The organism is Bradyrhizobium sp. AUGA SZCCT0431, from assembly GCF_018131065.1.
Lineage (GTDB): Bacteria > Pseudomonadota > Alphaproteobacteria > Rhizobiales > Xanthobacteraceae > Bradyrhizobium.
Genome location: NZ_JAFCLR010000020.1, coordinates 63,015 through 88,081 on the forward strand (window position 1 = coordinate 63,015; position 25,067 = coordinate 88,081).

Consider the following 25,067-nt stretch of genomic DNA (forward strand, 5'->3'; position numbering starts at 1 on the left):
CGCGAAGATCAAAGATGGTGGGTTACGCGGAGTTTATCATCGGGCGCGCATTCGCGCGACCCGGTGGCTAACCCACCCTACGGAGCATCTACAACGGCAAATTGTCGTGCTTCTTCGCCGGCATCTCGACCTTCTTGTCTTTGAGCATCGCCAGCGCCCGCGCGATCCGCTTTCTTGTCGAATGCGGCATGATGACGTCGTCGATGTAGCCGCGTTCGGCGGCGATGAAGGGGGACAGGAAGCGGTCTTCGTATTCCTTGGTGCGGGCGGCGATCTTGTCGGCATCACCGATGTCGCCGCGGAAGATGATCTCGACCGCGCCCTTGGCGCCCATCACGGCGATCTGGGCGGTCGGCCAGGCGTAGTTCATGTCGGCGCCGATTTCCTTGGACGCCATCACGTCGAACGCGCCGCCATAGGCCTTGCGGGTGATGATGGTCACCAGCGGCACCGTGCATTGCGAATAGGCGAACAGCAGTTTTGCGCCGTGCTTGATCAGGCCGCCATATTCCTGCGCGGTGCCCGGCAGGAAGCCTGGCACGTCGACAAAGGTCACGATCGGGATGTTGAAGGCGTCGCAGAACCGAACGAAGCGCGCGGCTTTTCGTGATGCATCGCTGTCGAGCACGCCCGCCAGCACCATCGGCTGGTTGGCGACGAAGCCGACGGTGCGGCCGGCGATGCGGCCAAAGCCGGTGACGATGTTTTTCGCAAAGGTTTCCGAGATTTCAAAGAAATCGCCCTCGTCCACGACCTTCAGGATCAGTTCCTTCATGTCGTAGGGCTTGTTCGGATTGTCGGGGATCAGCGTATCCAGCGACATATCGAGGCGTTCGATATTGTCAAAGCTCGGCCATTCCGGCACGCCGTCGGTGTTGTTAGAGGGCAGGAAGTCGATCAGCCGGCGCATCTGCAACAGCGTCTCGACGTCATTTTCGAATGCGCCGTCCGCGATCGAGGAGCGCGTGGCGTGGACGGAGGCGCCGCCGAGTTCCTCGGCCGTGACCACCTCGTTGGTGACGGTTTTCACCACGTCGGGTCCGGTGACGAACATGTAGCTCGTGTTCTTCACCATGAAGATGAAGTCGGTCATCGCGGGCGAATAGACGTCGCCGCCGGCGCACGGCCCCATGATGACTGAGATCTGCGGGATCACGCCTGACGCAATGACGTTGCGGCGGAACACGTAGGAATAGCCTGCGAGGGCAGCTACGCCTTCCTGGATGCGCGCGCCGCCGGCGTCATAGAGCCCGATGATCGGCGCCCGCGCCTTCATCGCCATGTCCTGCAGCTTTGTAATTTTCAGCGCGTGGGTCTCCGACAGCGAGCCGCCGAACACCGTGAAGTCTTTCGCGAATACAAAAGTCTTGCGGCCGTTCACGGTGCCCCAGCCGGTGACGACGCCGTCGCCGGGGATCTTGTTCTTTTCCATGCCGAATTCGACCGAGCGGTGCTCGACGAACATGTCGAATTCCTCGAACGAGCCCTTGTCGAGCAGGAGTTCGATGCGCTCCCGCGCCGTCAGCTTGCCGCGGGCGTGCTGCGCCTCGATGCGCTTCTCGCCGCCACCGAGCTTGGCGCCGGCGCGCCGTTCTTCGAGGGTGTCCAGGATATCTTTCATCTGCGTGCCGCCCGTCATAGGTCCGAATTGGCCGGGGTTCTAACACGGCCTTTTGCGAACCGGAAACACCCTCCATGCCCTCTGGTACCGGTGCGGAAATGCACCTATATCCGCACCTCTGCACAGGGGATGCAATTGACGGATACTGCGACCGCCGAGCCTACCGGGGCCGTTACCGGGGGCCTGCGAACCATGCTCCGGCTGGAAGGCCTGGCGCTGTTTTTGGGGATGACGCTGCTCTACTGGGTCTGGGACGGATCGTGGTGGGTCTACGCCGCCCTGTTCCTGGCGCCCGACCTCAGCTTCGCCGCCTATTTTTTCGGGCCGCGCTTCGGGGCGATGCTCTACAACGCCGCCCACACCTACATGGTGCCGATGGCGCTGATGACGGTGGGTTTTGTCACGGCCGAGCCTTTGGTGCTGTCGATCGCAATGATCTGGCTCGCCCATATCGGCTTCGACCGCGCGCTGGGGTTTGGGCTGAAATATTCCACCGGGTTCGGCTTCACCCATCTCGGGCGGATCGGGAAGAAACCGACCTAGCAGATCGGTTTGACAGCCATTGCTCTACTTGGTCTAGTTGCCCCCACAACGAAAAACACTGGGGGCACACCGATGCTGAGAGACTGGCGCTTCGCCGTCACGGCCGCGATCTTTTGCGGCGGGATTCTCCTGAGCTGCCTTGAGGCCAACGCGCAATCGATCCCTAGGGACGTCGCCGCGCGCACCGAGATCTACGCGATCCCGTCGCTGACGATTTCGGACCAGCAATTTTTGAACGGCGACGGCAACGGCAAGCAGGTCACCGTCGCCGGTCAATTCCGCATCGCGCAAGGCACGGGGAAGCTGCCGGTCGTGGTGCTGATGCACGGCTCGAGCGGCGTCGGCGCCGGCATGGATCCGTGGGTGCGCCAGCTCAACAGCCTGGGTATTTCGACCTTCGTAATCGACGGCTTCTCCGGGCGCGGCCTCACCGCTGTTGGCCCGAACCAGGGCCTGCTCGGCCGGCTCAATTTCATCGTCGATATCTACCGCTCGCTGGAGATCCTCGCCAAGCATCCGCGTGTCGATCCTGAGCGGATCGTGCTGATGGGATTTTCGCGCGGCGGACAGGCCACGCTCTACGCCAGCCTCGACCGCTTCAACAAGCTGTGGAACAAGTCCGGCGTGCAATTCGCCGCCTACATCCCGTTCTATCCGGATTGCTCGACGAGCTATGCCACCGATACCGAAATCGCGGCGCGTCCGATTCGGATCCATCACGGCACGCCCGACGATTATAATCCGGTGTCGAGCTGCAAGGCCTATCTGGCACGGCTGCAGGAAGCCAAGCGCGACGTGGTGCTGACCGAATATCCGGACTCCCCGCACGGCTTCGATTCAGGCCTGCTCGGCCTCAGCACGACGACGGTCTCCGCCAATTCGCAGACCGCGCGCAATTGCAAGCTCAGCGAGGGCGAAGGCGGCGTCCTGATGAATGCCGATACCAGGGCGCCGTTCAGCTACAAGGATGCCTGCATCGAGCTCAACCCGCATGTCGGCGGCAACCCGGCGACCGCCGCGGAAGCGCGCAAGGCCGTGAGCGACTTTTTGCTGGCGCTGTTCAAATTGGGGTAGCGCCAGGCCAATGCCAAATCACTGCAGCCGCCGTCCCGGCCGATCCCTGCCGTTCTGATGCAGTGTCAGCGTCAGCGGCGGCGTTGCGCCGTTGTCGGGGCGATCGAAGGTGATCTGGGCGTCGACGACGCGATAGAAGAAATTGGTGTCGTCCTCGGCAAACACTTCATACTCCGGCTGCCCTGTCGCCTGGACGAACAGCCGACTGCCCTCGGCGCGGACCGCCAGCACGAAGGTCGGGGCCAGCATGTAGCGGCCGGCATAGCTCGCAAGCACCGCCGGATCGACCGGCACCGCGCGGCGCAGTTTTGGCAGCGCGTAGGCAGAATTGACGAGATGGACACCGAGCCTGAGGTTCGGCCCGTAGTCGGCCGTGTTGGACAGCAGGATGCTGGCTCGATGCGATTTCATCGAGAACCCAACGAACGTGGCATAGCCGCCGGTGCCGCCGTCCTTCCAGACGATCTCATCCTTGTAGCTGGTGCTCAGGAACCAGCCGAGGCCGACCTCCACTCTCGGCCGTTCGGTCGGGTGGCGCTCGCCCAGCGTCATGGCCAGGGCCGGCGCCAGCGGCGACGACCTGTTGCCGAGGGCCATTTCCAGGAATTTGAACAGATCATTCGCGGTCGAGCGCAGCGCGCCGGCGCCGGCAAGTGTGGGAATGTCCCAGTTCCCCACCGGCTCGAGGCTGGAGTTGTGTCCGCGCGCCAGCCGCGACTGCATCGAAGCCGACAGCGTGATCCGCGTATCGTCCATGCCAAGCGGCGCGCAGATGCGGGAGATCACGAGTTCTTCGTAACTCATGCCGGCGCGGAGCGCCAACGCATGACCGAGCAGACCGAAGCCCAGATTGGCGTATTCATAATGGGTACCGGGCATGAAGCGCAGCTGGTGGTCGGCCAGGAAAGCGTAGAGGTTCTCGACCGTGTAATCGACGAAGGGATTGCTCTTGTCTTTCGGCGCAAGATTGGAAGGCATGCGCGGCAGGCCCGACATATAGGTCGCAAGATCGAGCAGCGTGATCGGTTTGTCCTGGAATTCGGGCACGCGAACGTTCGCCGGCAGCAATTTGGCGACGGGGTCGCCGGGAGACACTTCACCGCGCACCACCATGTCGGCAAACAGCAGCGCGGTAAAAACCTTGCTGATCGATCCGATCTCGAAAACGCTGTCGGCATCGAGCGCACGGTTGTCAGCGGAGTCGGAGCGGCCGTAGGCGGCATCGATGCGCCGGCCGCCATCGAGAACGACGGCAACGAGGCCGGTGGTTTCGCGGCCGATATCCACCCGCTCCTTCAGGATCGTCGAAAGACTCTCCTCGGCAGGGGCCTGTGCCCGCGCGTAGCCGGCACCGAGCGAAAGCGCCAACCCACCCAGCAAGACAGCGCGGCGATGCAGCATGCCAAGGCCCCGTTCGATGGCGGGTTGCCATCGCGGAAAAATGCTAGTTCAGCGTGAACCCGGTCGCCAGAGCGAGATCATTAAATCGCAGCAATGTCTGACAGGCATTGCTGCGTCACCGTCATGCGCGCGGCGATGTGGGCGGGCTCCTTGCAGTCCATGTTCATCGCAAACACGGTCTGCGTGTTGCCCTTCTCGGCCCAGCCGACCATCCAGCCCAGCGACGGCTTGCCCTGCTCGGCGCCCAGCAGACCGCTCTTGGCGCGGATCGTGGCGTCGCCGACTTTCGTTACCGGCAGGATGTCGCGCACCAGCTCCTGGCTGCGCTTGCCGACCGGCAGCACGCCGCGCCGCAGCCGGTCGACGAAATCGATCTGCTGTACGGGATCGATGCGGAGATTTCCGGTCAGCCAGAACTGATCGATGCCGCCGCCGATGTCGCGGTTGCCGTACTCGAACAGGTCGAGATATTTCTGCATCCGCTCTGAGCCGATGCGCCGGGCGATCTCCTGATAGACCGGCACCGCGGAGACCGCGATCGCCGAGCGCAGCGTGTGGTCCTTGTTCCACGCTGCGATGCTGCGGGTCACCCCGTCCCACTTGAAGATATCCTTGTCGGGGTCCTCGACCACGCCGGTCTCCAGCGCAATCAGCGAATTCGGAATCTTGAAGGTGGAAGCCGGCAGCTTGTCCTCGCCGGAGCGGACCTTGTCGCTGGCAATCATCAGATAGTCATCGACCTTGTAGCCGACGAAGGTGCCGACCGTTCCCAGGTTGAAAAACCGCTTTGCCAGATCGTCGCGAAATTCGCTGCGCTGATATGAGACATTGGCGAAGCTGCGCGAAGGCAAAAGGCTCGCGGCGGCAACAAGTCCGAGCGCATGGCGGCGATTGATCACGGGAGAGCACCTCTGCAACGGCCGGACGCAATGACCGGCCGCCGCCCAAGTTGACTCACATCGTGGTAAATCCGTGGCGGATACGGCCGACCCTACTCCGCCTTGACCATATAGGAGTTCTTGCTGACGACCAGACCGTCGCGAATCGTCATGAGGTCAATGCCGTCGAACCGCGCCTTTTCGCCGTTTCGGGTGTAGGTGATCACGGCCTCGAACACAAAATGGTCGCCGCTGCCATGGAGCGACTTCAGCGCGAAATGGATGTCTGGCACCTGTTTGAGCTGGGTCGTGAATTTGTCGGTCACCGCCTTGCGGCCGCGATGGACTTCGACCTCTCCATGCAGGTGGTAGTGCGTATCGTCGCTGTGCATCGCCATGATGGCGCCGACATCATGGGCATTCCACGCGTCCGCATAGCGGCGGGCAACGTCCTGATAATTCGGAATGGCGGCTGCAGGCATCGTCATAACAGTCATCGTCGTCCTCCCTGGTCAGTTGAATGAGACGGTCAGCCCATGCCGGGCGACCTGCTGCAGCATGTCCGCGGCGTCGAAAGCCTCCGCTGCGGAAACCACCCCGTGGACGCGCGCGCGGTCCGTCAGCGCGCGTTCGACGCATTCGCCGATGATCGGCGCGGTGATACGGTAGATATCGCCGCCCCTCAGCGTGGCCCGATAAACCCGGCACGCCGCGGTGACTTCGGTGACGATGATATAGTCAGTCCCGGCACGCTCCTCGTCGGATACGGAATCCGGCGGCGGCGCGGCGCGCAGATCCTTTACCGTCCCTACGGTCATCATCACCCTTATCTCTGATGTTGCGAGATAGCGCGGGATGGTCACGACTTCGGACGCCGGGTAATCCAGCAAGACCGGCGCCTCTCCCACCGGCGCGGGAAAGCTGAACGTCTGAAACCGCGGCTCGCCGGTGCGGATCTCGAACCGTCCATTGGCATGGACGCCACGCCGTCCGCCGAGTTCAGCCATGGCCTTGAGCGATCCAATCGTTGGCTTCCAGCCCTTGACGGAATAGGCGATCAGGACATCGTCGGCCGCAGCAAGATCGGGCGCGCTGGCGCGCACCATCAATTCAGCCAGCGATCCATAGAAGCCGATCGCCGGTGCAATCAGCAACTTCTTCGCCGCGGCCGCCTTGCCCAGTTCCAGATGAAGCGCGTTGACGATCGCAGCATCGGTCGTGAAATCGAAATAGTGAATGCCCTGTTCCACCGCGAGCGAGGCAATCGGCATGGCCGTGGCCTGAAACGGCCCCGCGCAATTGACCACCGCGCTACAGCCGTTCATGAACGCACGCAGTTCGTCGCTACGCGCGATATCGGCGGTGCGAACCTCCACGCCGTTCAACCCCTGCGCCGCGGCCTCCAGTTTGGCGCGATTGCGTCCGCCCAGAACCGGCACGAAGCCCCGATCCCGCAGTTCGGCCGCCACCATTTTCGCGGTGTGCCCCGCGCCGCCATAGATACCAATCTGATGCGTCATCACGGATCCTCCACTCTTCGTTTCGGACCCATAAACGCTACAGGTCTGTATCGCTTGATGTAGTACGGACAGGTCTGTACTGTCAAGCGACGTGAAAGTTCCAAAGAGGATGCTGTCCGATGGCGGAAGCGACCGAAGCGACGAACAAGCGCCGGCCCCGGCAAAGCAGTCCGGTGCGCGAGAAGATTCTGAACGTGGCCAGCGAGCTATTTTATCGTGACGGCATTCGCGCGGTCGGGGTTGATACCGTCGTTGCCGAATCCGGCGCGGCCAAAACCAGCCTCTATCGCTGGTTCCCGACCAAGGACGATCTGGTGGCCGCGTTCCTGGAGCGCGAGCACCGGGATTTCTTTGCACACTGGGACAAGGTGGCTGCGGCGAACAAGGATCGGCCCCGGCAGGAGTTGAGCGAACATTTGAAATGGCTCGCGGCCTACATCACCGGTCCGCGCTATCGCGGTTGCCCGTTTCTCAATATGGCGATCGAGTTTCCGCAGCCCGGCCTGCCCGGTCGCGCCGTTGCGCAAAAAAACAAGTCCGAGCTGCATCAGCGATTCCTGGCGCTCGCCAAGGCGATCAAGGCGAGATCGCCCGAGAGCCTGGCCGATCAGCTTGTGCTGTTGATTGACGGTGCGTTTGCCAACAGCCAGGTGCTTGGCAAGAAGGGCCCGGCGCGGGCGCTTGTCGAAGGCGGAGAAGCGGTGATCGCGGTTGCGACCGGTACAAAGCGCAGCTAGCGAATTCGCCCCGACAGCCGCAGTACGAAAATCAGCACTTCGGCGACCGCCTTGTAGAGCTCTTCCGGAATTTCGTCGCCGATCTCGACATGCGACAGCGCGCCGGCCAGCACTTCGTTTTCCTCGATCGGGATGTCGTGGGCCTTGGCGAGTTCGATGATCTTGGCGCCGATGGTGCCCTTGCCCTTGGCGACGACGCGCGGCGCCCCCTTCTTGTCGTAATGCAGGGCTACCGCGAGCTGATTGCGAACCTCGACGCTCATAGCGCGCGGTCCAGGAAATGGCCGGCTTTGGCGGGGGCAGCCTGCGGCGGTGCGCCGTCGCGGATCACGATCTCGCCGGGCTGCAGTTCGGCCCTGGTGAGCGCCTGGCTCAATTCTGATGCACCGGCGCGCAGCTGCGCGGCGGTGGCGGGCCGTTCCGCCCACATCCGCACCGATGTTTTTTCGCCGACCAGCGACACCAGCGCATGAATCGGACCTGTCGGCTCGACATCGAGCGAGAACCGCGCGCGCCACACCCGCTTGGCGGCCTCGACCTCGGCGGCAGCACCGTCGCGGGCAATCTCGAACTGCGCCATCGCCGTGCCCTGCGGCGTCACGAACGGGATTTCGAAATTCCAGCGCGGCGTCGTCGCGTCGACCTTCGGGCCTGTAACATCGATGCGGTCCGGCAGCGAGGCGACCTGCAGCAGGGTCTGCCGCGCAATTGCGGCATCGGTGTCGTCGAGCAGATGATGCGCTGTGGTGGCGAGCGGCGCGTCCGGCGCGAGCGAAGGTAACGCGACCGGCTGCGCGGTCGGCGACGCGCCGCGAAACGGCGGCGGCGGCGTATTGGTGTGAACGGTGACGTCGTCGCCGGGCGCCGCCTTCGATAGTGTTGCCGACCGCGCGGGAGTGCCGAGTTGCTGCAGCGCTTCCTGCAGCAGGTTCATGGTCGCGCCCGCGCTCGGTCCGGAATTGAGGGCTGACGCGAGCGCGCCCTGCAGGCCGCCGCGCGTTTGGACCTGCTCCTGAGCCACAGGCAGCCGCGCCTGCGGCAGCAGGATTTCGTGGACGTCGAGATCGGGAGCCGCAGCAGGCGCGAGGCTGGGGGCGGCATTCGGCAAACCGGCCTGTGCCGGCGCCGCTTTCGTGGCCGTCGTTCCATCCGTACCGAGCGCGGATTGCAGCGTCTGACGCAGCACGATCAGCGCGGCCTTGAGATCGGGCGCGCCTGATGACGGCACCGCGCCCGAGGCCAGCGACGCCTCGAGGAAAATCCCTGATTTCTGAAACGCCGTCTTGATGTCGCCGCCGTCGAGATTTTGGTCGAGGCTGGTCTGTTGCGCCAGCACCTGCGCAATCGCCTGCTGCAGTTTCGGCGGCAGGTTGGCGGATGAAACCGCGGCGCCGAGATTGGCGAATAATGGCGCGAGGCTGTCCTGCTCGGTCGCCGCACTCTGCGCCGCGACCGACACCGCCGCGCGTTCCAGCGGCGTCAGGACGTTTTTGGTGGGTGCTACGATTGTCGGTCGGTTGGCCGCCGCATCGACCATCGCCTGCGGCGACAGGGTGACGGCATCAGCAGATGTACCCTTTGCGTCGCCGCCCTGCCCGACGACCGCAAGCCTTATCCCGTCCTTGGTCTGCGACACCGCCAGCTGCAGCGACTGCCCCGCCTGCAGCGGAATCTCCGTGGCCACATCGATGGAGAGCGCTGATATCGCGATCCGCACCAGATTGGCATCGAGAATTTTCAGGACCTGCGCATTGACCACACTGCCCTGCGCCAGCACGAGCTCGGGCGCCACGCCGCCGACCTCTTGGGCGGCAAGCACCGGAAGCACGGAATTGTTGATAGAGATCGCCATATCAGAGGTCTCGGCCAGGGCATCAGGCTACCCCGGCGTCGTAAACCTCTCGTTAACCGACCACCCGATTCAAGGCTTCAGGGCCTTCAGGATGGTGACCGCGGCGGTGAAATCGACCAGCCGGGATGCCCTGCGGGCCGCGACCTCCTCGTCGAGGCCCCATTTTTCGATATTCCAATCCTCGTCGACATGGGCGGCGGCCCAGACCTCGTCGGCGTTGCGCACGCCGTGAAACAGCGCCAACGCCAGCAGCGCCGAGCCCGTCAGTGTCGTCACCACATGCAGCGCCGCGACCGACCAGGGATCGCCTGGGAACACCGCACGCGCCGCCTGGATCGCAGGCTCCGGCTGGGTGACGTGCACGATCCCCTCAGCCAGCATGAAATGCGCACCGAGTTCGTTCGCGGCCCAGAACACCACGGGGTCCCAATGCGCGGCTTCTTTTGCGACCAGCGCTTCGGGATGGCCGGCGCGATAGAACAGCAAGTCCGTGCCGAGATATTTCGCGACGTCGTCGGCAACCGCGTCGACACGATCGACGACTCCTTCGCCAACGCTGTTGGCAAAGCGCGTCAATGGCATCGTCAGGGGGTTGATGGTCTCGACCTGCGCATTCCATTCCGCCGCGATCGCCTCCGCAATAACAGCGTTGGGCGCGACGACATGGCGGCCGGAGGGCGTACGGATCGGCTTGCCGTCGAGCGTGACAGTAAAGCCGCCATCCGCCTCGCCGACGCCGGCACTGGTGTAAAAGCGCTTGCGCTGTGGCACGCGCGTCGCGCGCCGCACCGCCTCTTCGGGATCGAACGGAGACTGGCCGGCGACTTCATCGAATAATTCACGCATCCGCGCCTTATAGCGCTTTTGGGCGAAATGGACACCGGTTCTGCTGAGAAAACCGGTCGATTCGAAGCGCGCGCAAGGCTTTCGCCCGATGTCATTTACCGGCAAAATAAGCCCGGTGAAACCAGGATAAGGCCCGAGAGAGAACCCATGAAAGCCGTGAAATTACTTGTTGCTATCCTGATTTCGATGGCTGTTCTCGCCGCCCTGCCCGCGCAAGCCGGGTTCCGCACGCCGGAATCCCTGGTCCGCAATGTCTACGCCTATTACGGCAAGGGGTCGTCAGATATGTCGAAGGGATTGCCGCGCAGCGCCGAAATCGCGGAACAGTTTTTCGACCGCAGTCTGCGAAGCGCGTGGATCGCCCCGCGCGAGGCGCCGTACGATTTCATGGTGCAGAGCCCGACCTGGAAAATCGGCCCGGTCACGACCAAAATCCTGCGCACGGAATTCGACAAGACCTATGTCACCGCCAGCTTCAACAATAACGGCCGCGCCGTCACGCTGAACTTCATCGCCGTCAAGGGGCCTGACGGCTGGGTGATTTCGGACATCGAAAGCCCGCAGGATTCCTTGCGGCTGTTTCTCACGCAGTTCAAGCGCTGAGATACCCTATTCCTCCGGCGCGTTCTCGATCGGATCGAAGCGGTCGGCCTCGAGGCCGAGCAGGTTCCAGGATTGCAGCATGTGCGGCGGCAGCGGCGCGGTCGCGTCGATCACGCCGCCACGCGGATGCGGGATCACGATCCGGCGCGCGAGCAGATGCAGGCGGTTCTGGATGCCGCCCGGCAGGTCCCAGTTTTCCTTGTTGAAGTATTTGGGATCGCCGACGATGGCATGGTCGATATGCGCCATATGCGCACGCAATTGATGGGTTCGCCCCGTCACCGGCTTCAGCGACACCCATGCGAGTTTTTGCGCCGAGGTCTCGACAACAGCATAATAGGTCACGGCGTGGCTGGCGCCTTCATCGCCATGCTTGGCGATCCGCATGATGGTGTCGTCCTCGCTCTCTTCCTTGGCGAGATAGGTCGAGATGCGGCCCTGCTTCGGCTTCGGTACGCCCGCCACCATTGCCCAGTAGATTTTTCGCGCCGAGCGATGGCGGAACGAGCCGGTCAGCGCAGTGGCGGCAAAGCGCGTTTTCGCGATCAACAGACAGCCCGACGTTTCCCGGTCCAGCCGGTGCACCAGTCTTGGTTTTTGTCCCTTGGCATCGCGCATCACTTCCAGCATGTCGTCGACATTGCGCGTGATGCCGGAGCCGCCCTGCACCGCAAGCCCAGCGGGCTTGTTCAGCACCATGACGTCGGCGTCCTCGAACAGGATCATGTCCTTGAGCGCCTGCAGCGTCTTGGTCGCGGCTTCCGAGAGCGTGCCGCCGACCTTCGGCGTATCGAGCTTGAGCGGCGGAATCCGGATGCTCTGCCCCTCCTCGATCCGGTCCTTGCTGTCGGCGCGCTTGCCGTTGACGCGCAGCTCGCCTTTGCGAACGATGCGCTGGATGTGGGAGAACGACAGGCCCGGAAAACGGGCCTCGAGGAAGCGATCGACGCGCATGTTGTTCTCGTCCGCGGTCACCACCACGGTCTGGACCTTGGTCGGCAGCGGCGGTGGCTCGGCGACAATCTTCTCCGGCTCGGGCACGTAAGGCGCCGGTTTCGGCGCGCGGGGCGCCGCGGCCGCAAAACGCGCCGGCGGCTTGCCGCCCGGACGATGGGCCGGCCGCTCGGCTTTCGAGCCCCGATAGGGACGCGCGCCCTTGGGGCGGTCGCCCGCCGGGCGGAGAGGTTTTTTGACGCGACGGCTCATGATTGGCTTGGCTCCGGATAAGGCCGTTGCCTAGCGCAAAAGCAGCGAATCGTCACGGTGAATCAGCCCATTCCGGAGAATGTCGGAGCAAATCCCGGCCGATCCGGCTTCAATTTCCGCTGCATTTGGCCTCGCGCCAAATCCACCTGATACTCGTGCGGACGTGCGTCGCGTTTTGAAGCTTGTCCGCCTGGTCGGCGGCCGGGCGGGCAGCGACGGGATTATGGTTCAGAAGCAAACGGGAGTTGCGGGATGAAATCGACGACATGGGCCGTGAAGGTGTTTCTGGCCGTGACCGCAGCCATGTGGGCGGGTTCAGCCCTCGCACAGCAGCCGGCGATGTCGGAGGATCTGGCGTGGAAGCTGCTGGAACTTGGGCGCACCATTGACCCGCCCAAGACCGCCGCGCTCTACGCGCCGATGCAGCAGAAGGAGCCGTATCAGGGCGTCAAGACCGAGCGCGACGTCAAATACGGCGCAGCCGATCGCCATCTGCTCGACGTCTTCACGCCGGACACCAATTCATCGGCGCGGCCTGTGCTGATCTTCATCCACGGCGGCGGCTTTGTTGCCGGCAACAAGCGCAATCCCGGCAGTCCTTTTTACGACAACATCATGCTGTGGGCCGTGAAGAACGGCTTCGTCGGCGTCAACGCCACCTACCGGCTGGCGCCGCAATTCGTTTATCCGGCCAGTGCCGAAGACCTTGCGTCGGTGGTGCAATGGGTGAGCGAGAAAATCGCCGAGCGTGGCGGCGATCCGGCGCGCGTCTTCCTGATGGGGCAATCCGCCGGCGCGGTGCATGTCGCCAACTACGTATCGCACCCCGAGCTTCACAAGGTGAAGGGCGGCGGCCTCGCCGGCGCGATCATGGTCTCCGGCATCTATGACCTGACGGCATCGCCGGTCGGCGACGCCGAGATCACCTATTTCGGTTCCGATCCCTCGCGCTATGCCGAACGATCTTCGCTGCGAGGCTTGCTGGAAACAAAGATTCCGTTGATGGCCACTGCCGCCGAACTCGATCCACCGCGCTTCATCGAGCAATACGAATTGCTGAAGCAGGCCACTTGCAAAAGCGCCAGCGGATGCGCGCGCACCTTCATGCTGCCGCAGCACAGCCACATGTCGGAGGTCTACGCGATCAACACGTCAGATACGCGGTTGACTGATGAGATTATGGAGTTCGTGAAGGCGGGGAAGTGACGGATCTCACTTGCACTGCGCATCATTCCGCAACCGGTTGAGGTCGACGCTTGCATTGCTGGATGGACGCTGTTTCATCGCCACGTCGGCCGCCGCGCAGGCGGCGTCGCGGTCGCCATTTTGCAGGCGGGCGTGGGCGAGATTGATCCAGGCGTCGCCGAAGTCCGGCGTGTCCTTGACCGCCTGCTCCAGCACCGGCTGCGCCTCCTTTGGCCGCTTCGCGACCAGCAGCACACGCCCGTAGTCCGCATTCAGCATCTTCAACGGATTGGGCTGCTTCTGCGCAATCCGAAACAGTTCTTCGGCAAAGTCGAGGTCCTTGAAGCGAATTTGCGCGATCGCGGCCAGGCCGTGATAGACGACGCTCTGTTCGGGAGCGACCAGGTAGGCCTGGTTGAATCGCAGTGCAGCTTCGGGGTACTTGCCCGATCCAAGCGCCCGCCAACCACGCTTGACCACTTCGTCCAGAGCCTTCTCCTTGGTCCCGGCCGCCTGCACCAGCGCCTTGACGAACTTGTCGTCCTCTTCCCGCTGCGCGTCGGTCTTGGCTGCAAATCCAAAGAACGGCTGTTCCTTGCTGGGCGCGGCATAGGTACGCTTCGTCACCTGTATCCCCGGCGCAACTTCCACGGTGTCAGCCGACGCGGAATGCGCAAACCCCACTGCAAGAAGCGCGCACGCGAAAGCGAACAGGCCACGGCACTTCAGATCAATCATTCAACTTCCCCCACTGCGTTCCCGCCGCAGCTTCGCCCAATAGTCCAGCCGCTTGCGGATTTCGCGCTCGAAACCGCGGTCGGGCGGATCATAAAAAGTCTGGCGTCCCAGCGCTTCCGGGAAATAGTCCTGGCCGGAAAACGCATCGGGCGCATCGTGGTCGTATTCGTAGCCGGACCCGTAGCCTTCCGACTTCATCAGCTTGGTCGGCGAGTTGAGAATGTGTTTTGGCGGCAGCAGCGAACCGCCCTCCTTCGCCGTGCGCATCGCCGCGCCAAAGGCCTTGTAGGCGGCGTTCGATTTCGGGGCGGTGGCGAGATAGATCACGGCCTGCGCGATCGCCAGTTCGCCCTCGGGATGGCCGAGGAAATCATAGGCGTCCTTGGCGGCGTTGCAGATCACCAGCGCCTGCGGATCGGCCAAGCCAATGTCCTCGACCGCCATGCGCACCACCCGCCGCGCCAGGAACAGCGGGTCTTCGCCGGCGTCCATCATGCGCGCGAGATAATACAGCGCCGCATCCGGATCGGAGCCGCGCACCGCCTTATGCAGCGCCGAGATCAGGTTGTAGTGGCCGTCGGCGGATTTGTCGTAGATCGGCGCGCGGCGCTGCAGGATGTCCTGCAACTTCTCGGCGTTGAAGACCTCGCCCTTGCGCGCGGCGCGCCAGACTTCTTCGGCGAGCGTCAGCGCGGCGCGGCCGTCGCCATCGGCCATCCGCACCAGCACGGCGCGGGCCTCGGCATCGAGCGGCAGTTTTTTGCCTTCGATCTTTTCGGCATGGGCGTAGAGCTGTTCCACCGCCACCGCATCAAGTGAATGAAACACCAGCACGCGCGCCCGCGACAGCAGCGCCGCGTTGAGCTCGAACGACGGATTTTCGGTGGTGGCGCCGACCAGCACCACCGTGCCGTCTTCCATCACCGGCAGAAACGAATCCTGCTGCGCACGGTTGAAGCGATGCACCTCGTCGACGAACAGCAGCGTGCCCTTGCCGGTCTCGCGGCGGGCACGCGCAGCATCGAACACTTTCTTCAGATCGGCGACGCCGGAAAATACCGCGGAGATCTGCTCGAAATGCAGTTCAGTGGCATCGGCGAGCAGCCGCGCCACGGTGGTCTTGCCGGTGCCGGGCGGTCCCCAGAACACCAGCGAGCCCAGCGTGCGCGTTTCCAGCATCCGCGTCAGCGCACCATCGGGGCCGAGGATGTGATCCTGGCCGACGACATCGGACAATGACTGCGGGCGCAGCCGGTCCGGCAGCGGACGCGGCGCGTCCTGCTCCATCCCCGCCGCGGCAAAGAGGTTGGCAGCTTCGCGTGGCTGCTTCGGGCTCATCCGCCGAGCGTCACGTTGATCTGCTGGCCGCCGCGCACCACCGTGATGCGCCAGACTCGCGCCGAGGTCTTTGAGGCCTTGTCGAGATCGCTGGTCTTGGCGATCTTCTGGCTATTGACCGCGAGGATGATGTCGCCCTTCTGGAAGCCGACGCCGGCGGCGGTTCCGCCATCGGCGAGATCGATCACGACGACGCCTTCCGTAGAAGCATCGAGACGCAGTTCATCGGCCACCGCCGGCGAGATGTTGGCGACCTTCGCGCCCTGGAACGGCGAGCGCGCGGTCAGCACGATCTCGTCGCGATTGGTATCGGGCGCGGTTTCCAATGGCATCGTCAGCTTCACGGTCTTGCCCGCGCGCTGCACGTCGATCTGCGCCGAACCACCCAGCGGACGGGTGGCGAAGCGATAGTCGAACGCGTTGGGATCGTCGATCACCTGTCCGTCGATGGCCACGATCAGGTCGGACAGTTTCAATCCGGCGCGCGCTGCCGGGCTGTTCGCCGCGACGTTGGCGACCAGCGCGCCGGTCGGCGACTTCAGCCCCAGCGTCTCCGCGATCTCGGGCGTCACCGCCTGCAACCTCGCGCCGAGATACGGGCGCTTCACCGCCTTGCCGCCGCTCTTGGCGGAGGCCACGACCACGCGCACCATGTTGGCAGGTATAGCAAAGCCGATGCCCTGCGAGCCGCCGGAGCGCGAGAAGATCGCGGTGTTGATGCCCGCAAGCTTGCCGGTCATGTCGACCAGCGCGCCGCCGGAATTGCCGGGGTTGATCGCGGCATCGGTCTGGATGAAGAACTGGTAGTCGGTGATACCGACTTGCGTGCGCGCCAGCGCCGAGATGATGCCTTGCGTCACGGTCTGGCCGACGCCAAAGGGATTGCCGATCGCGAGCACGACGTCGCCGACCAGCAATTCATCGGAATTGGCAAAGTCGATCGTCGTGAACTTCTCCTTGGAGTCCTTGATGCGCAGCACCGCCAGATCGGTGCGACTGTCCTTCAGCACGATCTCGGCTTCGAATTCGCGCTTGTCGGCCAGCGAGATCTTGACCTGATCGGCGCCTTCGATGACGTGGTTGTTGGTGACGACGAGGCCGGAGGCATCGACCATCACGCCCGAACCCAGCGAACGCTGCATCTGCTCGGGCTGCTGGCCGGGCACGCCGAAGAAGCGGCGGAAGATCGGATCGTCCAGCAACGGATTGCGGTTCTGCACCGTCTTGGCGGCATAGACGTTGACCACCGCCGGCTGCACCCGCTGCACGATCGGCGCAAAGGATAGCCGCAGCTCGGCTCCCGACGACGGCACGCGGCGGTCCTGCGCCAGCGCCGGCGTGGCAACGATCGCGGAAACCAGTACCAGGGCAAGAGAGCGAATCAACATGCAAGAAATCCCGTAATTTGGTGCGTCAGATATAGATGCGAGGCGGCAACGAGAGAAGGCAAAGCGGTACACAACTACGCTGCGCGATCGGGCGCTTTGATGGTTTCCGGCGCCGGTCCACAGGACAGCCTGTCCCGATGGCTCTCCCCCCACGCCTTCAGCGTATCGATCACGGGGCGCAGGCTCTCGCCGAGCTCCGAGAGGGTATATTCGACCCGCGGCGGCACCTCGGCATAGACCTTGCGGACCACCAGTTTGTCATCCTCCAGCGCGCGCAGCTGCTTGGTCAGCATGCGCTGGGTAATGCCAGGCATCCGCCGCCGCAACTCCCCAAATCGCTGGGTGCCGGCCTGCAGATGGAACAGGATCACGCCCTTCCACTTGCCGTCGATCAGGTCGAGGGTGGCTTCCACCGCACAGCCGGGCCGATGGGCAAAATTCCGCCTTTTCATGCGTTATTTTCCAATAGTATCCAAACAGGGACTAGTTCCCCGATTTTACAGTACTTGCTAAATTGATGCCAGCGCGACAGGTAGGGCGACAGCGTTTTCAAGCGAAGCGTGCCCTCGGAATTGATCCGTGGGTGGCGACCGGTTCGCGTCAAGAAAACGCGTCAAATTTAGACCACCTGTTTTGGACAGCCAGGAGACAAAGCCATGAAGGCCGTCGGATACCAAAAATCGCTCCCGATCGAGGACGCGAATTCGCTGATCGATTTCGAGACCGCCAAGGGCGAGCCGAAAGGCCGCGACATCCGCGTCGCCGTGAAGGCGATCTCGGCCAACCCGGTCGACTACAAGGTCCGCAAGCGCGCCGCGCCGCCCGAAGGCGAGACCAAGATCCTCGGCTATGACGCGGCCGGTGTCGTTGATGCGGTCGGGCCTGACGTGACGCTGTTCAAGCCCGGCGATGAAGTGTTCTATGCCGGCTCAATCCTGCGCCAGGGCACCAATTCGGAATTTCATCTGGTCGATGAGCGCATCGTCGGCCGCAAGCCGAAGTCGCTCTCCTTTGCGCAGGCCGCCGCGTTGCCGCTGACCTCGATCACCGCCTGGGAGTTGTTGTTCGACCGGCTCGGCGCGGTGCCTGGCAAGAGCGTCGACCCGCGCACGCTGCTGATTACCGGCGGCGCCGGTGGCGTCGGCTCGATCCTGATCCAGCTCGCGCGCCGCCTCACCGGCCTCACCGTGGTTGCCACGGCGACCCGGCCGGAATCGAAAAAGTGGTGCCTCGATCTCGGCGCGCATGCTGTGATCGATCACGGCAAGCCGATGAAGGAGCAGATCGAGCAGCTGAAAGTGCCGCCGGTCGGCCTGGTCGCCAGCCTCACCTACACCGATCAGCACTACAAAGGAATCGCCGACCTGATGGCGCCGCAGGGCAAGTTCGGCCTGATCGACGATCCCCCGGAATTCACCATGAGCGCCTTCAAGGGCAAGGCGATCTCGGTGCACTGGGAATCGATGTTCACGCGCTCGTCGTTCCAGACGCCGGACATGATCGCCCAGCACATGCTGCTGAACGACGTCGCCGACCTCATCGACAAGGGCGTGCTGCGCACCACGCTCGACCAGACCTTTGGCAACATCAACGCCGCCAATCTCAAACGCGCGCATGCGCTTTTGGAGAGCGGCAAGTCGCGCGGCAAGATCGTGCTGGAGGGATGGTAGCGGGCCCATAATTGGGTTGATCGGGGACCCGATTCAAGGGAGCTTGTCCCCCATCGATCCGGGACGGCTGTCGCCGAAGACCCCGGCGCGAATTGCCGGGGTTTAGGTAAGACAGGAGTACGTGTTCGACATGATACGGATGTTTCTATTGGCCGCGATGGCGTCGGCCGGCCTGCTCGGAAGCGCCAACGTGGCGGTGGCGCAGGCGAACTATCCCGAAAAGCAGCTCCAGTTGATCCTGCCGTTCCCGGCCGGCGGGGCCTCCGATGTCGTCGGCCGGATTATCGCCAGCGAACTGGAGGCCCGGCTCCGCAAGCCGGTGATCGTCATGAACCGCCCCGGCGGCGGCACCACCATCGGCGCGCGGGAGGCGGCCAATGCCGCGCCGGATGGTTATACGTTGTTCTTCTCCTCGAACTCTACCTTCACCCTGCAGAACGCGGTGAAGGAGACCGTGCCGTTCGACAGCGCCAGGGATTTCGAACCGATCGGCCAGATCGGCACCATCGGCATGGTGCTGGTGACCCATCGCGACAACCCGATCAAGGATGTCGCCGCCCTCGTCGCCGCCGCCAAGGCCAATCCTGACAAGCTGTCGCTGGCCTCCTTTGGCGCGGCGACCATTTCCCATTTTGCCGGCGAACTGTTCAAGTCGAGCGCCGGCATCAAGATGGTGCACCTGCCCTACAAGGGCAGCGCGCCGGCGATGAACGATCTGATCGGCAAGCATATCGAGTATCACGTCGACACGGTGATCGCGGTCAAGCCGCAGGCCGAGGCAGGCACCGTACGGCCGCTCGCCGTCTTCTCTGCCAAGCGCTCGGCGTTCCTGCCGGACGTTCCGACGCTCGCCGAACTCGGCTATCCCAAGGCCGACATCATCTCCTGGGGTACATTGGTCGTGCCAAAGGGAACGCCCGCCGCGATCCGCGACAGGCTGGCGGGGATGCTTGAAGAGGCGATCGCAACCCCGGCGGTGATCGAGCGCTTCCAGAAGGTCGGGTTCGAGCCGGCTTTCAAGCGCTATACGGACTGGCCGGGATTCGTCGGCAAGGAAATCGCCGAGATGAAGGCGCTGGCGCAGGCAGCCGGGATCAAGGAAGAGTGATCCGCCAATGACCGAACCCTGCGACCTCTCCGCGGTGACGGCGCGGGCGCTGATCGGCGAGCGCAAGCTTTCGCCGGTCGAACTGCTCGATAGCTGCATCGGCCGCATCGAGGCGATCGATCCGGCGGTGAACGCCATGATCGCGCGTGGGTTCGATTCTGCGCGCGAGACGGCGCGACAGAGCGAGGCCGCTGTGATGCGCGGCGACGCGCTTGGGCCGCTGCACGGGCTGCCGCTGGGGGTCAAGGACCTGATCGACGCCAAGGGGCTGCCGACGAGTTTCGGCAGCGTGCTGTTTGCCGACAATATTGCCAGCAACGACGAAGCCATCGTCGCGATGCTCAGGCGCGCCGGAGCGATCGTCGTCGGCAAGACCAACGTCCCCGAATGGGGCGCGGGCGGCAACACCCGCAACGCGCTGCATGGCGCGACGGGCAATCCCTTCGACCCCGATCGGTCCGCAGCCGGCTCGTCCGGCGGATCGGCGGCGGCGCTTGCCACCGGCATGGTGCCGCTGGCGACCGGCTCCGACACCGGCGGATCGGTGCGCAATCCCGCCGCCTTTTGCGGCGTGGTGGGATTCCGCCCCTCGCCCGGGTTGATTGCAAGCAACAGCCGCAACATGGCCTGGCTGCAGATCTCGCAGCTCGGCCCGATGGCACGCACCGTTTCGGACGCCTGCCTGATGCTGTCCTGCATGCTGGACCGCGACGCGCGGGATCCGCTTTCTGCGATCCTCCACGCCGGCGGCTCGCCAGCGCCCGCCGCCTATCGCGATCCACCGACGACCGACCTTGGCGCTCTACGAATTGCGGCGACGACCGACTTCGGCTTCGCGCCAACGGAGCGCGCGATCGCCGAAACCTTCAAGACCAAGCTTGCAACCTTCGGATCGGCGTTCCGCAGCGTCGAATGGACCCATCCGGATTGCAGCAATGCCGACGACGTGTTCGCGGTCCTGCGCGCGGTCGCCTTCCTCGGCCGCCACCGCGAACTTGCGGAAAAACATCCGGACAAGGTCGGCCCCAACATCCGCGACAACGTGGCCGAGGGCCTCGGCTATTCGGCGCTCGACGTCGCGCGCGCACTGTCGATGCAGACCGAGATGTATCGGCGCTGGCAGCAGTTTTTCGGCGAGCACGATTTCGTTCTCGCACCCGCGATCACGATCAGCCCGCGGCCGTGGTCGGAATTATACCCTGCAATCATCGATGGCAGCCCGACAAAATCCTATTTCCACTGGCTGGCGATGGCCTATGCGGTCACCAATGTCGGACATCCCGCGGTGGCGATACCGGCGGGCCGCGACGGCGCCGGAATGCCGTTCGGTATCCAGGTGATCGGACCGCGAGGCGGCGATCTCGCAACGCTGTCGGTGGCCCGCGGGATCGAGGCGCTGCTGTCAGCCAATCCGGCGACCGCCCGTCCCGTTCCCGACCTCGCCTGGCTGGCCCGCCAGAAGCCGATTGCCGGCAAGCCGGGATTCCGCGATTTCGACTGACGATGCCGGCGTCGCGGGCGCATGGGCTGGCAAGTCGCGCGGCTAGGTCGTGCTGAAGGGGCTGCAATGCAAGACGAATTCAAGTTCGATGCCGGAGGCTATCGCTGCGTGGCCGTCAGATCAGACCGCCCGTGGGGCCACGGGCTCGACGTAAAGCTTTTTGACGGCGAAGGCGATCTGCTGAACGCCATCTCCTTTGTCTGCCATCCGGAGTTTCCAGCGTTTGGAATTCTACAGACAATGAACACCGAACAACTAGTCGAGCTCGCGGCAAATCGACTGAACACCGGGGAGCTCGATAGCGCCTTGTTGGATGTCCGGGAGGCGAAACTGCAGCTCTGCTTGACCTTCAAAATTACGCCCAAATAATCAAAAGCCCTTATGCCGGCGTGCCCTCTACAAAAATCAGGCGGCGGTCGATCGCGGTCCGCCTGTGCTTCAGCGCCTCGGCATATTCCGGTGAGGCATACCATTCACGCAGGCGCCCCATCGACGGGAATTCGACCACGATCAGCGTCTTCGGCGGCGGGCCGCCTTCGGCCGCTTCAGCAGCGCCGCCGCGCACCAGATAGCGTCCACCGTATTGCGCGATCGTCGGGGCAGCGAGGTTGCGATAGGCCTCAAAACCTGCCGCATCCTTCACCTCGACTTCGGAAATGACAAAGGCCGGCATCATCAACCTCACGCAATGGTCTGGATGATGCCACCCTCGGCGCGCAACGCAGCGCCGTTGGTGACGGAGGCTTCCCTGGAGCTGACATAGACCACCATGTTGGCGATCTCCTCGACGCTGGCGAAGCGCTGCACCAGCGAGCTCGGGCGGTGCTGCTTGACGAAATTCGACGCCGCCTCCTCCACCGACTGGCCGTTCTGCTTTGCCAAATCCCTGACGAAGGTCTCGACGCCCTCCGACATGGTCGGCCCGGGCAACACCGAATTGACCGTCACGGCGGTGCCGCGGGTCAGTTCCGCAAGGCCCCGCGCGACCGCGAGTTGCGCGGTCTTGGTCATGCCGTAATGGATCATCTCCTTTGGAATATTCAGCCCGGATTCCGAGGAGATGAAAACGATGCGTCCCCAGTTGCGCTTCAGCATGCCGGGCATGTAGGCGCGCGACAGCCGCACGCCCGACATCACATTGACCTCGTAGAAGCGGCTCCAGTCCTCGTCGGGAATGTCGAAAAAGCCCTTGGGCTCGAATATCCCGGCATTGTTGATCAGGATGTCGACGCTGGGCAGCGCCTCGAGCAGCGCGCCGCAACCCGCCGCGGTTGAGACATCGGCGGCCACGCCGCGAACCTTGGCGCCGGGCACCGCCTTGGTGATGGCGGCGACCACGCTATCGACCTTGCCCTGCGCCCGGCCATTGACCACGACCGTGGCGCCCGACGCGGCCAGTCCCCTGGCGATGGCGTGTCCGATGCCGGCGGTCGAGCCCGTGACCAGCGCTGTTTTTCCCGCAAGATCGATCTTCATGAGGTATCTCCCTGTTTGATGACGGGGATATCGGGCGCGGCAGGCGCAGCCGCAATTGCTCTCTTCAGTTCGTGAACCCGCGCCGCTCGAAGCCGTGAACAGGCGTTCATGAATATTAAATCTGCCGCCCGGCCGTTCGGCCGCTTGCCGCCTGCAACGAACTTCACTTGAATGTGTTTATTGAGTGTCTGCTTTACGGATTTGCGGAAAGGAGTGTTCCATGAGGAAAGCACCTTTGGTCCTGGCACTTGCGGCCACCCTCGGCCTGACGGCGGTCGCGGCGCCTTCGCCCGCCGAAGCGCGCTGGCGCGGCGGCGGATTTTTCCCGGCTGTGGCTGGCGGCCTCCTGGCGGGAGCGGTGATCGGCGGCCTTGCGTCCAATGCCTACGCCTATGGCCCGGGTTACGGATATTATGGCGGATATCCCGGCTATTACGGCGGATACTACCCCCGTTATTACGGTGGATACGCGCCGGCCTATTACGGCGGTTATGCGCCAGCCTACTATGGATATTACAGCGAGCCCTATGTGCCCGTGGTTCGCTATCGCCGCGTGATCCGCCCGGCCTTCGCCTATTATGGCGGGCCCCGGTATTATCACCGCCACTGGCATCGCTGGTGAGTGAAGCGAACGCGGCGCTGGACATCGCGCCGCGTTTGCGTTCGGCAAATAAAAAAGCGGCACCCGAAGCGCCGCTTTTAAATCCATTTGACCTGTGAGGCTTACGCCGCTTCGGCGGACTTTTCCTGCACCGGGCCGGAGTCCTTGCCCTTGGCATCGACGTCGCGGTCGACGAATTCGATCACGGCCATCGGGGCGTTGTCGCCGTAGCGGAAGCCGGCCTTGATGATGCGGGTGTAGCCGCCCTGACGGTCCTTGTAGCGGGACGCCAGCACGTCGAACAGCTTGCGGACCTGATCCTTGTCGCGCATTTCGGAGATCGCCTGGCGGCGCATCGCGAGACCGCCCTTCTTGCCGAGGGTGACGAGCTTCTCGACGATCGGGCGCAATTCCTTGGCCTTCGGCAGCGTGGTGACGATCTGCTCGTGCTTGATCAGCGCAGCGCACATGTTGGCGAACATCGCTTTCCGATGCTCGGCGGTGCGGTTGAGCTTCCGATGAACCTTGCCGTGACGCATGTTGAATTCCTCAATACTTGATCTGTCGCGACGGTTCGTCGGACTTGTTGCTCAGGTGGGCCGCCTGCGTTCGCCCAAAATGCAATGGCCGCGCTTTCGCCCGGCCATCGCGGTCATTGCTAAATCAATAGTGGTCTTCGAAGCGCTTGGCGAGCTCGTCGATATTCTCCGGCGGCCAGCCCGGCACTTCCATGCCGAGATGCAGACCCATCTGGGCCAGCACTTCCTTGATCTCGTTCAGCGACTTGCGGCCGAAGTTCGGGGTACGGAGCATTTCCGCTTCCGACTTCTGCACGAGATCGCCGATGTAGACGATGTTGTCGTTCTTCAGGCAGTTTGCCGAACGCACCGACAACTCCAGTTCGTCGACCTTCTTGAGGAACGCCGGGTTGAACGCGAGATCGGGGATGATCTCCTGCGCCACTTCCTTGCGCGGCTCTTCGAAGTTCACGAACACGTTGAGCTGATCCTGCAGGATGCGGGCGGCATAGGCCACCGAGTCTTCCGGCGTGATCGCACCATTGGTTTCGATCGTCATGGTCAGCTTGTCGTAGTCGAGGATCTGGCCCTCGCGGGTGTTCTCGACCTTGTAGGAGACCTTGCGGACCGGCGAGAACAGGCTGTCGACCGGGATCAGGCCGATCGGCGCGTCTTCCGGACGGTTACGCTCGGCGGCGACATAGCCCTTGCCGGCAGCGACCGTGAATTCCATGCGGATTTCCGCGCCCTCGTCCAGCGTGCAGATCTGCAGGTCGGGATTGAGCACCACGACGTCGCCGACGGTCTGGATGTCGCCGGCGGTGACGACGCCCGGGCCCTGCTTCTTCACGACCATGCGCTTGGGGCCTTCGCCCTGCATCTTGATCGAGATATCCTTGATGTTGAGCACGATGTCGGTGACGTCCTCGCGAACGCCCGCGATCGAGGAGAACTCGTGCAGCACGCCGTCGATGTGCACCGACTGCACCGCTGCACCCTGCAACGACGACAGCAGGATGCGGCGCAACGCATTACCGAGGGTCTGGCCGAAGCCGCGCTCGAGAGGTTCTGCGACAACGGTCGCAAACCGGGCCGCATCGGTGCCCGGCGTTACCTGCAGCTTGTTCGGTCGGATAAGTTCTTGCCAATTTTTCTGGATCGTCACTGTGTCACCCATGTGTCAGTCCTTTGGGCCAGTCGTGCCCGCAACTGACGTTGGAGATCGCGGATCAGCCCGCGGCTGTCGAAATTCCAAGGCAATCG

General features: G+C 63.5%; 27 protein-coding genes. 10 read left to right on the forward strand and 17 right to left on the reverse strand.

Annotated features, from left to right (window positions below):
- Nucleotides 1-88: 88 nt before the first annotated feature.
- A complete protein-coding gene (locus JQ567_RS20620; RefSeq protein ID WP_212440506.1) occupies nucleotides 89-1,621 on the reverse strand; it encodes an acyl-CoA carboxylase subunit beta in 1,533 nt (510 codons plus the stop codon).
- Nucleotides 1,622-1,813: 192 nt separating this feature from the next.
- On the opposite strand from JQ567_RS20620, the gene JQ567_RS20625 reads away from it, so the two are divergent.
- Nucleotides 1,814-2,164 (forward strand): DUF4260 domain-containing protein, encoded by a 351-nt coding sequence (locus JQ567_RS20625; protein ID WP_409363622.1) that lies wholly within the window; start codon nucleotides 1,814-1,816, stop codon nucleotides 2,162-2,164.
- 72 nt (nucleotides 2,165-2,236) lie between these two features.
- On the forward strand, nucleotides 2,237-3,238 hold the full coding sequence (locus tag JQ567_RS20630) for a dienelactone hydrolase family protein (RefSeq protein WP_212440508.1): 1,002 nt from the start codon (nucleotides 2,237-2,239) through the stop codon (nucleotides 3,236-3,238).
- 18 nt (nucleotides 3,239-3,256) lie between these two features.
- Here JQ567_RS20630 and JQ567_RS20635 read toward each other — a convergent pair whose 3' ends face one another.
- From JQ567_RS20635 to JQ567_RS20650, 4 genes are all read right to left on the reverse strand, one after another.
- Nucleotides 3,257-4,639, reverse strand: a complete 1,383-nt coding sequence (locus JQ567_RS20635; protein WP_212440509.1) for a serine hydrolase — start codon at nucleotides 4,637-4,639, stop codon at nucleotides 3,257-3,259.
- Nucleotides 4,640-4,719: 80 nt separating this feature from the next.
- Nucleotides 4,720-5,538: a class D beta-lactamase gene (gene blaOXA, locus JQ567_RS20640; RefSeq protein WP_212440510.1), complete on the reverse strand. Its 819-nt coding sequence runs from the start codon at nucleotides 5,536-5,538 to the stop codon at nucleotides 4,720-4,722.
- 92 nt (nucleotides 5,539-5,630) lie between these two features.
- Entirely contained in the window at nucleotides 5,631-6,014 is a 384-nt protein-coding gene (locus JQ567_RS20645) for a nuclear transport factor 2 family protein (protein WP_212440511.1), read from the reverse strand.
- Nucleotides 6,015-6,029: 15 nt separating this feature from the next.
- Nucleotides 6,030-7,037, reverse strand: a complete 1,008-nt coding sequence (locus JQ567_RS20650; RefSeq protein ID WP_212440512.1) for a saccharopine dehydrogenase NADP-binding domain-containing protein — start codon at nucleotides 7,035-7,037, stop codon at nucleotides 6,030-6,032.
- 119 nt (nucleotides 7,038-7,156) lie between these two features.
- On the opposite strand from JQ567_RS20650, the gene JQ567_RS20655 reads away from it, so the two are divergent.
- Nucleotides 7,157-7,774: a TetR/AcrR family transcriptional regulator gene (locus JQ567_RS20655; RefSeq protein WP_212387921.1), complete on the forward strand. Its 618-nt coding sequence runs from the start codon at nucleotides 7,157-7,159 to the stop codon at nucleotides 7,772-7,774.
- On the opposite strand, the gene JQ567_RS20660 is transcribed toward JQ567_RS20655, so the two are convergent.
- From JQ567_RS20660 to JQ567_RS20670, 3 genes are all read right to left on the reverse strand, one after another.
- Nucleotides 7,771-8,037 (reverse strand): EscU/YscU/HrcU family type III secretion system export apparatus switch protein, encoded by a 267-nt coding sequence (locus JQ567_RS20660; protein WP_192733834.1) that lies wholly within the window; start codon nucleotides 8,035-8,037, stop codon nucleotides 7,771-7,773. The genes JQ567_RS20655 and JQ567_RS20660 overlap by 4 nt on opposite strands.
- Nucleotides 8,034-9,626, reverse strand: coding sequence for a flagellar hook-length control protein FliK (locus tag JQ567_RS20665; protein WP_212440513.1), 1,593 nt, complete (start codon nucleotides 9,624-9,626; stop codon nucleotides 8,034-8,036). The genes JQ567_RS20660 and JQ567_RS20665 overlap by 4 nt, the downstream gene beginning before the upstream one ends.
- A gap of 69 nt (nucleotides 9,627-9,695) precedes the next feature.
- A complete protein-coding gene (locus JQ567_RS20670) occupies nucleotides 9,696-10,472 on the reverse strand; it encodes an ATP12 family chaperone protein (RefSeq protein ID WP_212440514.1) in 777 nt (258 codons plus the stop codon).
- A gap of 186 nt (nucleotides 10,473-10,658) precedes the next feature.
- Here JQ567_RS20670 and JQ567_RS20675 point away from each other — a divergent pair, with 186 nt between their 5' ends.
- Nucleotides 10,659-11,075 (forward strand): hypothetical protein, encoded by a 417-nt coding sequence (locus JQ567_RS20675; RefSeq protein ID WP_212440551.1) that lies wholly within the window; start codon nucleotides 10,659-10,661, stop codon nucleotides 11,073-11,075.
- 6 nt (nucleotides 11,076-11,081) lie between these two features.
- Here JQ567_RS20675 and JQ567_RS20680 read toward each other — a convergent pair whose 3' ends face one another.
- Nucleotides 11,082-12,281 (reverse strand): RluA family pseudouridine synthase, encoded by a 1,200-nt coding sequence (locus JQ567_RS20680; protein WP_212391721.1) that lies wholly within the window; start codon nucleotides 12,279-12,281, stop codon nucleotides 11,082-11,084.
- Nucleotides 12,282-12,584: 303 nt separating this feature from the next.
- Here JQ567_RS20680 and JQ567_RS20685 point away from each other — a divergent pair, with 303 nt between their 5' ends.
- Nucleotides 12,585-13,487, forward strand: coding sequence for an alpha/beta hydrolase (locus JQ567_RS20685; RefSeq protein WP_249165587.1), 903 nt, complete (start codon nucleotides 12,585-12,587; stop codon nucleotides 13,485-13,487).
- A gap of 6 nt (nucleotides 13,488-13,493) precedes the next feature.
- Here the strand turns inward: JQ567_RS20685 and JQ567_RS20690 are convergent, their stop codons facing one another.
- The 4 genes from JQ567_RS20690 to JQ567_RS20705 all read right to left on the reverse strand — a co-directional run bounded on the left by JQ567_RS20690 (nucleotide 13,494) and on the right by JQ567_RS20705 (nucleotide 17,382).
- Nucleotides 13,494-14,204 (reverse strand): tetratricopeptide repeat protein, encoded by a 711-nt coding sequence (locus tag JQ567_RS20690; RefSeq protein WP_212440516.1) that lies wholly within the window; start codon nucleotides 14,202-14,204, stop codon nucleotides 13,494-13,496.
- Nucleotides 14,205-15,542, reverse strand: a complete 1,338-nt coding sequence (locus JQ567_RS20695; protein ID WP_212440517.1) for a replication-associated recombination protein A — start codon at nucleotides 15,540-15,542, stop codon at nucleotides 14,205-14,207.
- Nucleotides 15,539-16,930: a DegQ family serine endoprotease gene (locus tag JQ567_RS20700; protein WP_212440518.1), complete on the reverse strand. Its 1,392-nt coding sequence runs from the start codon at nucleotides 16,928-16,930 to the stop codon at nucleotides 15,539-15,541. The genes JQ567_RS20695 and JQ567_RS20700 overlap by 4 nt, the downstream gene beginning before the upstream one ends.
- Nucleotides 16,931-17,004: 74 nt before the next feature.
- Nucleotides 17,005-17,382 carry a helix-turn-helix domain-containing protein gene (locus tag JQ567_RS20705; protein ID WP_212414888.1) on the reverse strand — a complete coding sequence of 126 codons (378 nt, stop codon included), beginning with the start codon at nucleotides 17,380-17,382 and terminating at the stop codon, nucleotides 17,005-17,007.
- A 204-nt stretch (nucleotides 17,383-17,586) separates the two neighbouring features.
- On the opposite strand from JQ567_RS20705, the gene JQ567_RS20710 reads away from it, so the two are divergent.
- From JQ567_RS20710 to JQ567_RS20725, 4 genes are all read left to right on the forward strand, one after another.
- Nucleotides 17,587-18,600: a zinc-binding alcohol dehydrogenase family protein gene (locus JQ567_RS20710; RefSeq protein WP_212440519.1), complete on the forward strand. Its 1,014-nt coding sequence runs from the start codon at nucleotides 17,587-17,589 to the stop codon at nucleotides 18,598-18,600.
- A 130-nt stretch (nucleotides 18,601-18,730) separates the two neighbouring features.
- Nucleotides 18,731-19,708: a tripartite tricarboxylate transporter substrate binding protein gene (locus JQ567_RS20715; RefSeq protein ID WP_249165584.1), complete on the forward strand. Its 978-nt coding sequence runs from the start codon at nucleotides 18,731-18,733 to the stop codon at nucleotides 19,706-19,708.
- Between the two features lie 7 nt (nucleotides 19,709-19,715).
- On the forward strand, nucleotides 19,716-21,209 hold the full coding sequence (locus JQ567_RS20720; protein WP_212440520.1) for an amidase: 1,494 nt from the start codon (nucleotides 19,716-19,718) through the stop codon (nucleotides 21,207-21,209).
- Nucleotides 21,210-21,275: 66 nt separating this feature from the next.
- Nucleotides 21,276-21,578: a hypothetical protein gene (locus JQ567_RS20725; protein ID WP_212440521.1), complete on the forward strand. Its 303-nt coding sequence runs from the start codon at nucleotides 21,276-21,278 to the stop codon at nucleotides 21,576-21,578.
- Nucleotides 21,579-21,588: 10 nt separating this feature from the next.
- On the opposite strand, the gene JQ567_RS20730 is transcribed toward JQ567_RS20725, so the two are convergent.
- Together JQ567_RS20730 and JQ567_RS20735 are read right to left on the reverse strand one after the other, a co-directional pair.
- On the reverse strand, nucleotides 21,589-21,882 hold the full coding sequence (locus tag JQ567_RS20730) for a DUF1330 domain-containing protein (RefSeq protein ID WP_212440522.1): 294 nt from the start codon (nucleotides 21,880-21,882) through the stop codon (nucleotides 21,589-21,591).
- 8 nt (nucleotides 21,883-21,890) lie between these two features.
- Complete coding sequence (locus JQ567_RS20735; protein ID WP_212440523.1) at nucleotides 21,891-22,685, reverse strand: SDR family NAD(P)-dependent oxidoreductase; 795 nt, start codon at nucleotides 22,683-22,685, stop codon at nucleotides 21,891-21,893.
- A 220-nt stretch (nucleotides 22,686-22,905) separates the two neighbouring features.
- Between JQ567_RS20735 and JQ567_RS20740 the strand changes: the two genes are divergently transcribed.
- Nucleotides 22,906-23,307 (forward strand): hypothetical protein, encoded by a 402-nt coding sequence (locus JQ567_RS20740; RefSeq protein WP_212440524.1) that lies wholly within the window; start codon nucleotides 22,906-22,908, stop codon nucleotides 23,305-23,307.
- 101 nt (nucleotides 23,308-23,408) lie between these two features.
- On the opposite strand, the gene rplQ is transcribed toward JQ567_RS20740, so the two are convergent.
- Nucleotides 23,409-23,825: a 50S ribosomal protein L17 gene (rplQ, locus tag JQ567_RS20745; protein ID WP_192733846.1), complete on the reverse strand. Its 417-nt coding sequence runs from the start codon at nucleotides 23,823-23,825 to the stop codon at nucleotides 23,409-23,411.
- Between the two features lie 124 nt (nucleotides 23,826-23,949).
- Nucleotides 23,950-24,981: a DNA-directed RNA polymerase subunit alpha gene (locus JQ567_RS20750; RefSeq protein ID WP_192733847.1), complete on the reverse strand. Its 1,032-nt coding sequence runs from the start codon at nucleotides 24,979-24,981 to the stop codon at nucleotides 23,950-23,952.
- Nucleotides 24,982-25,067 lie beyond the last annotated feature (86 nt).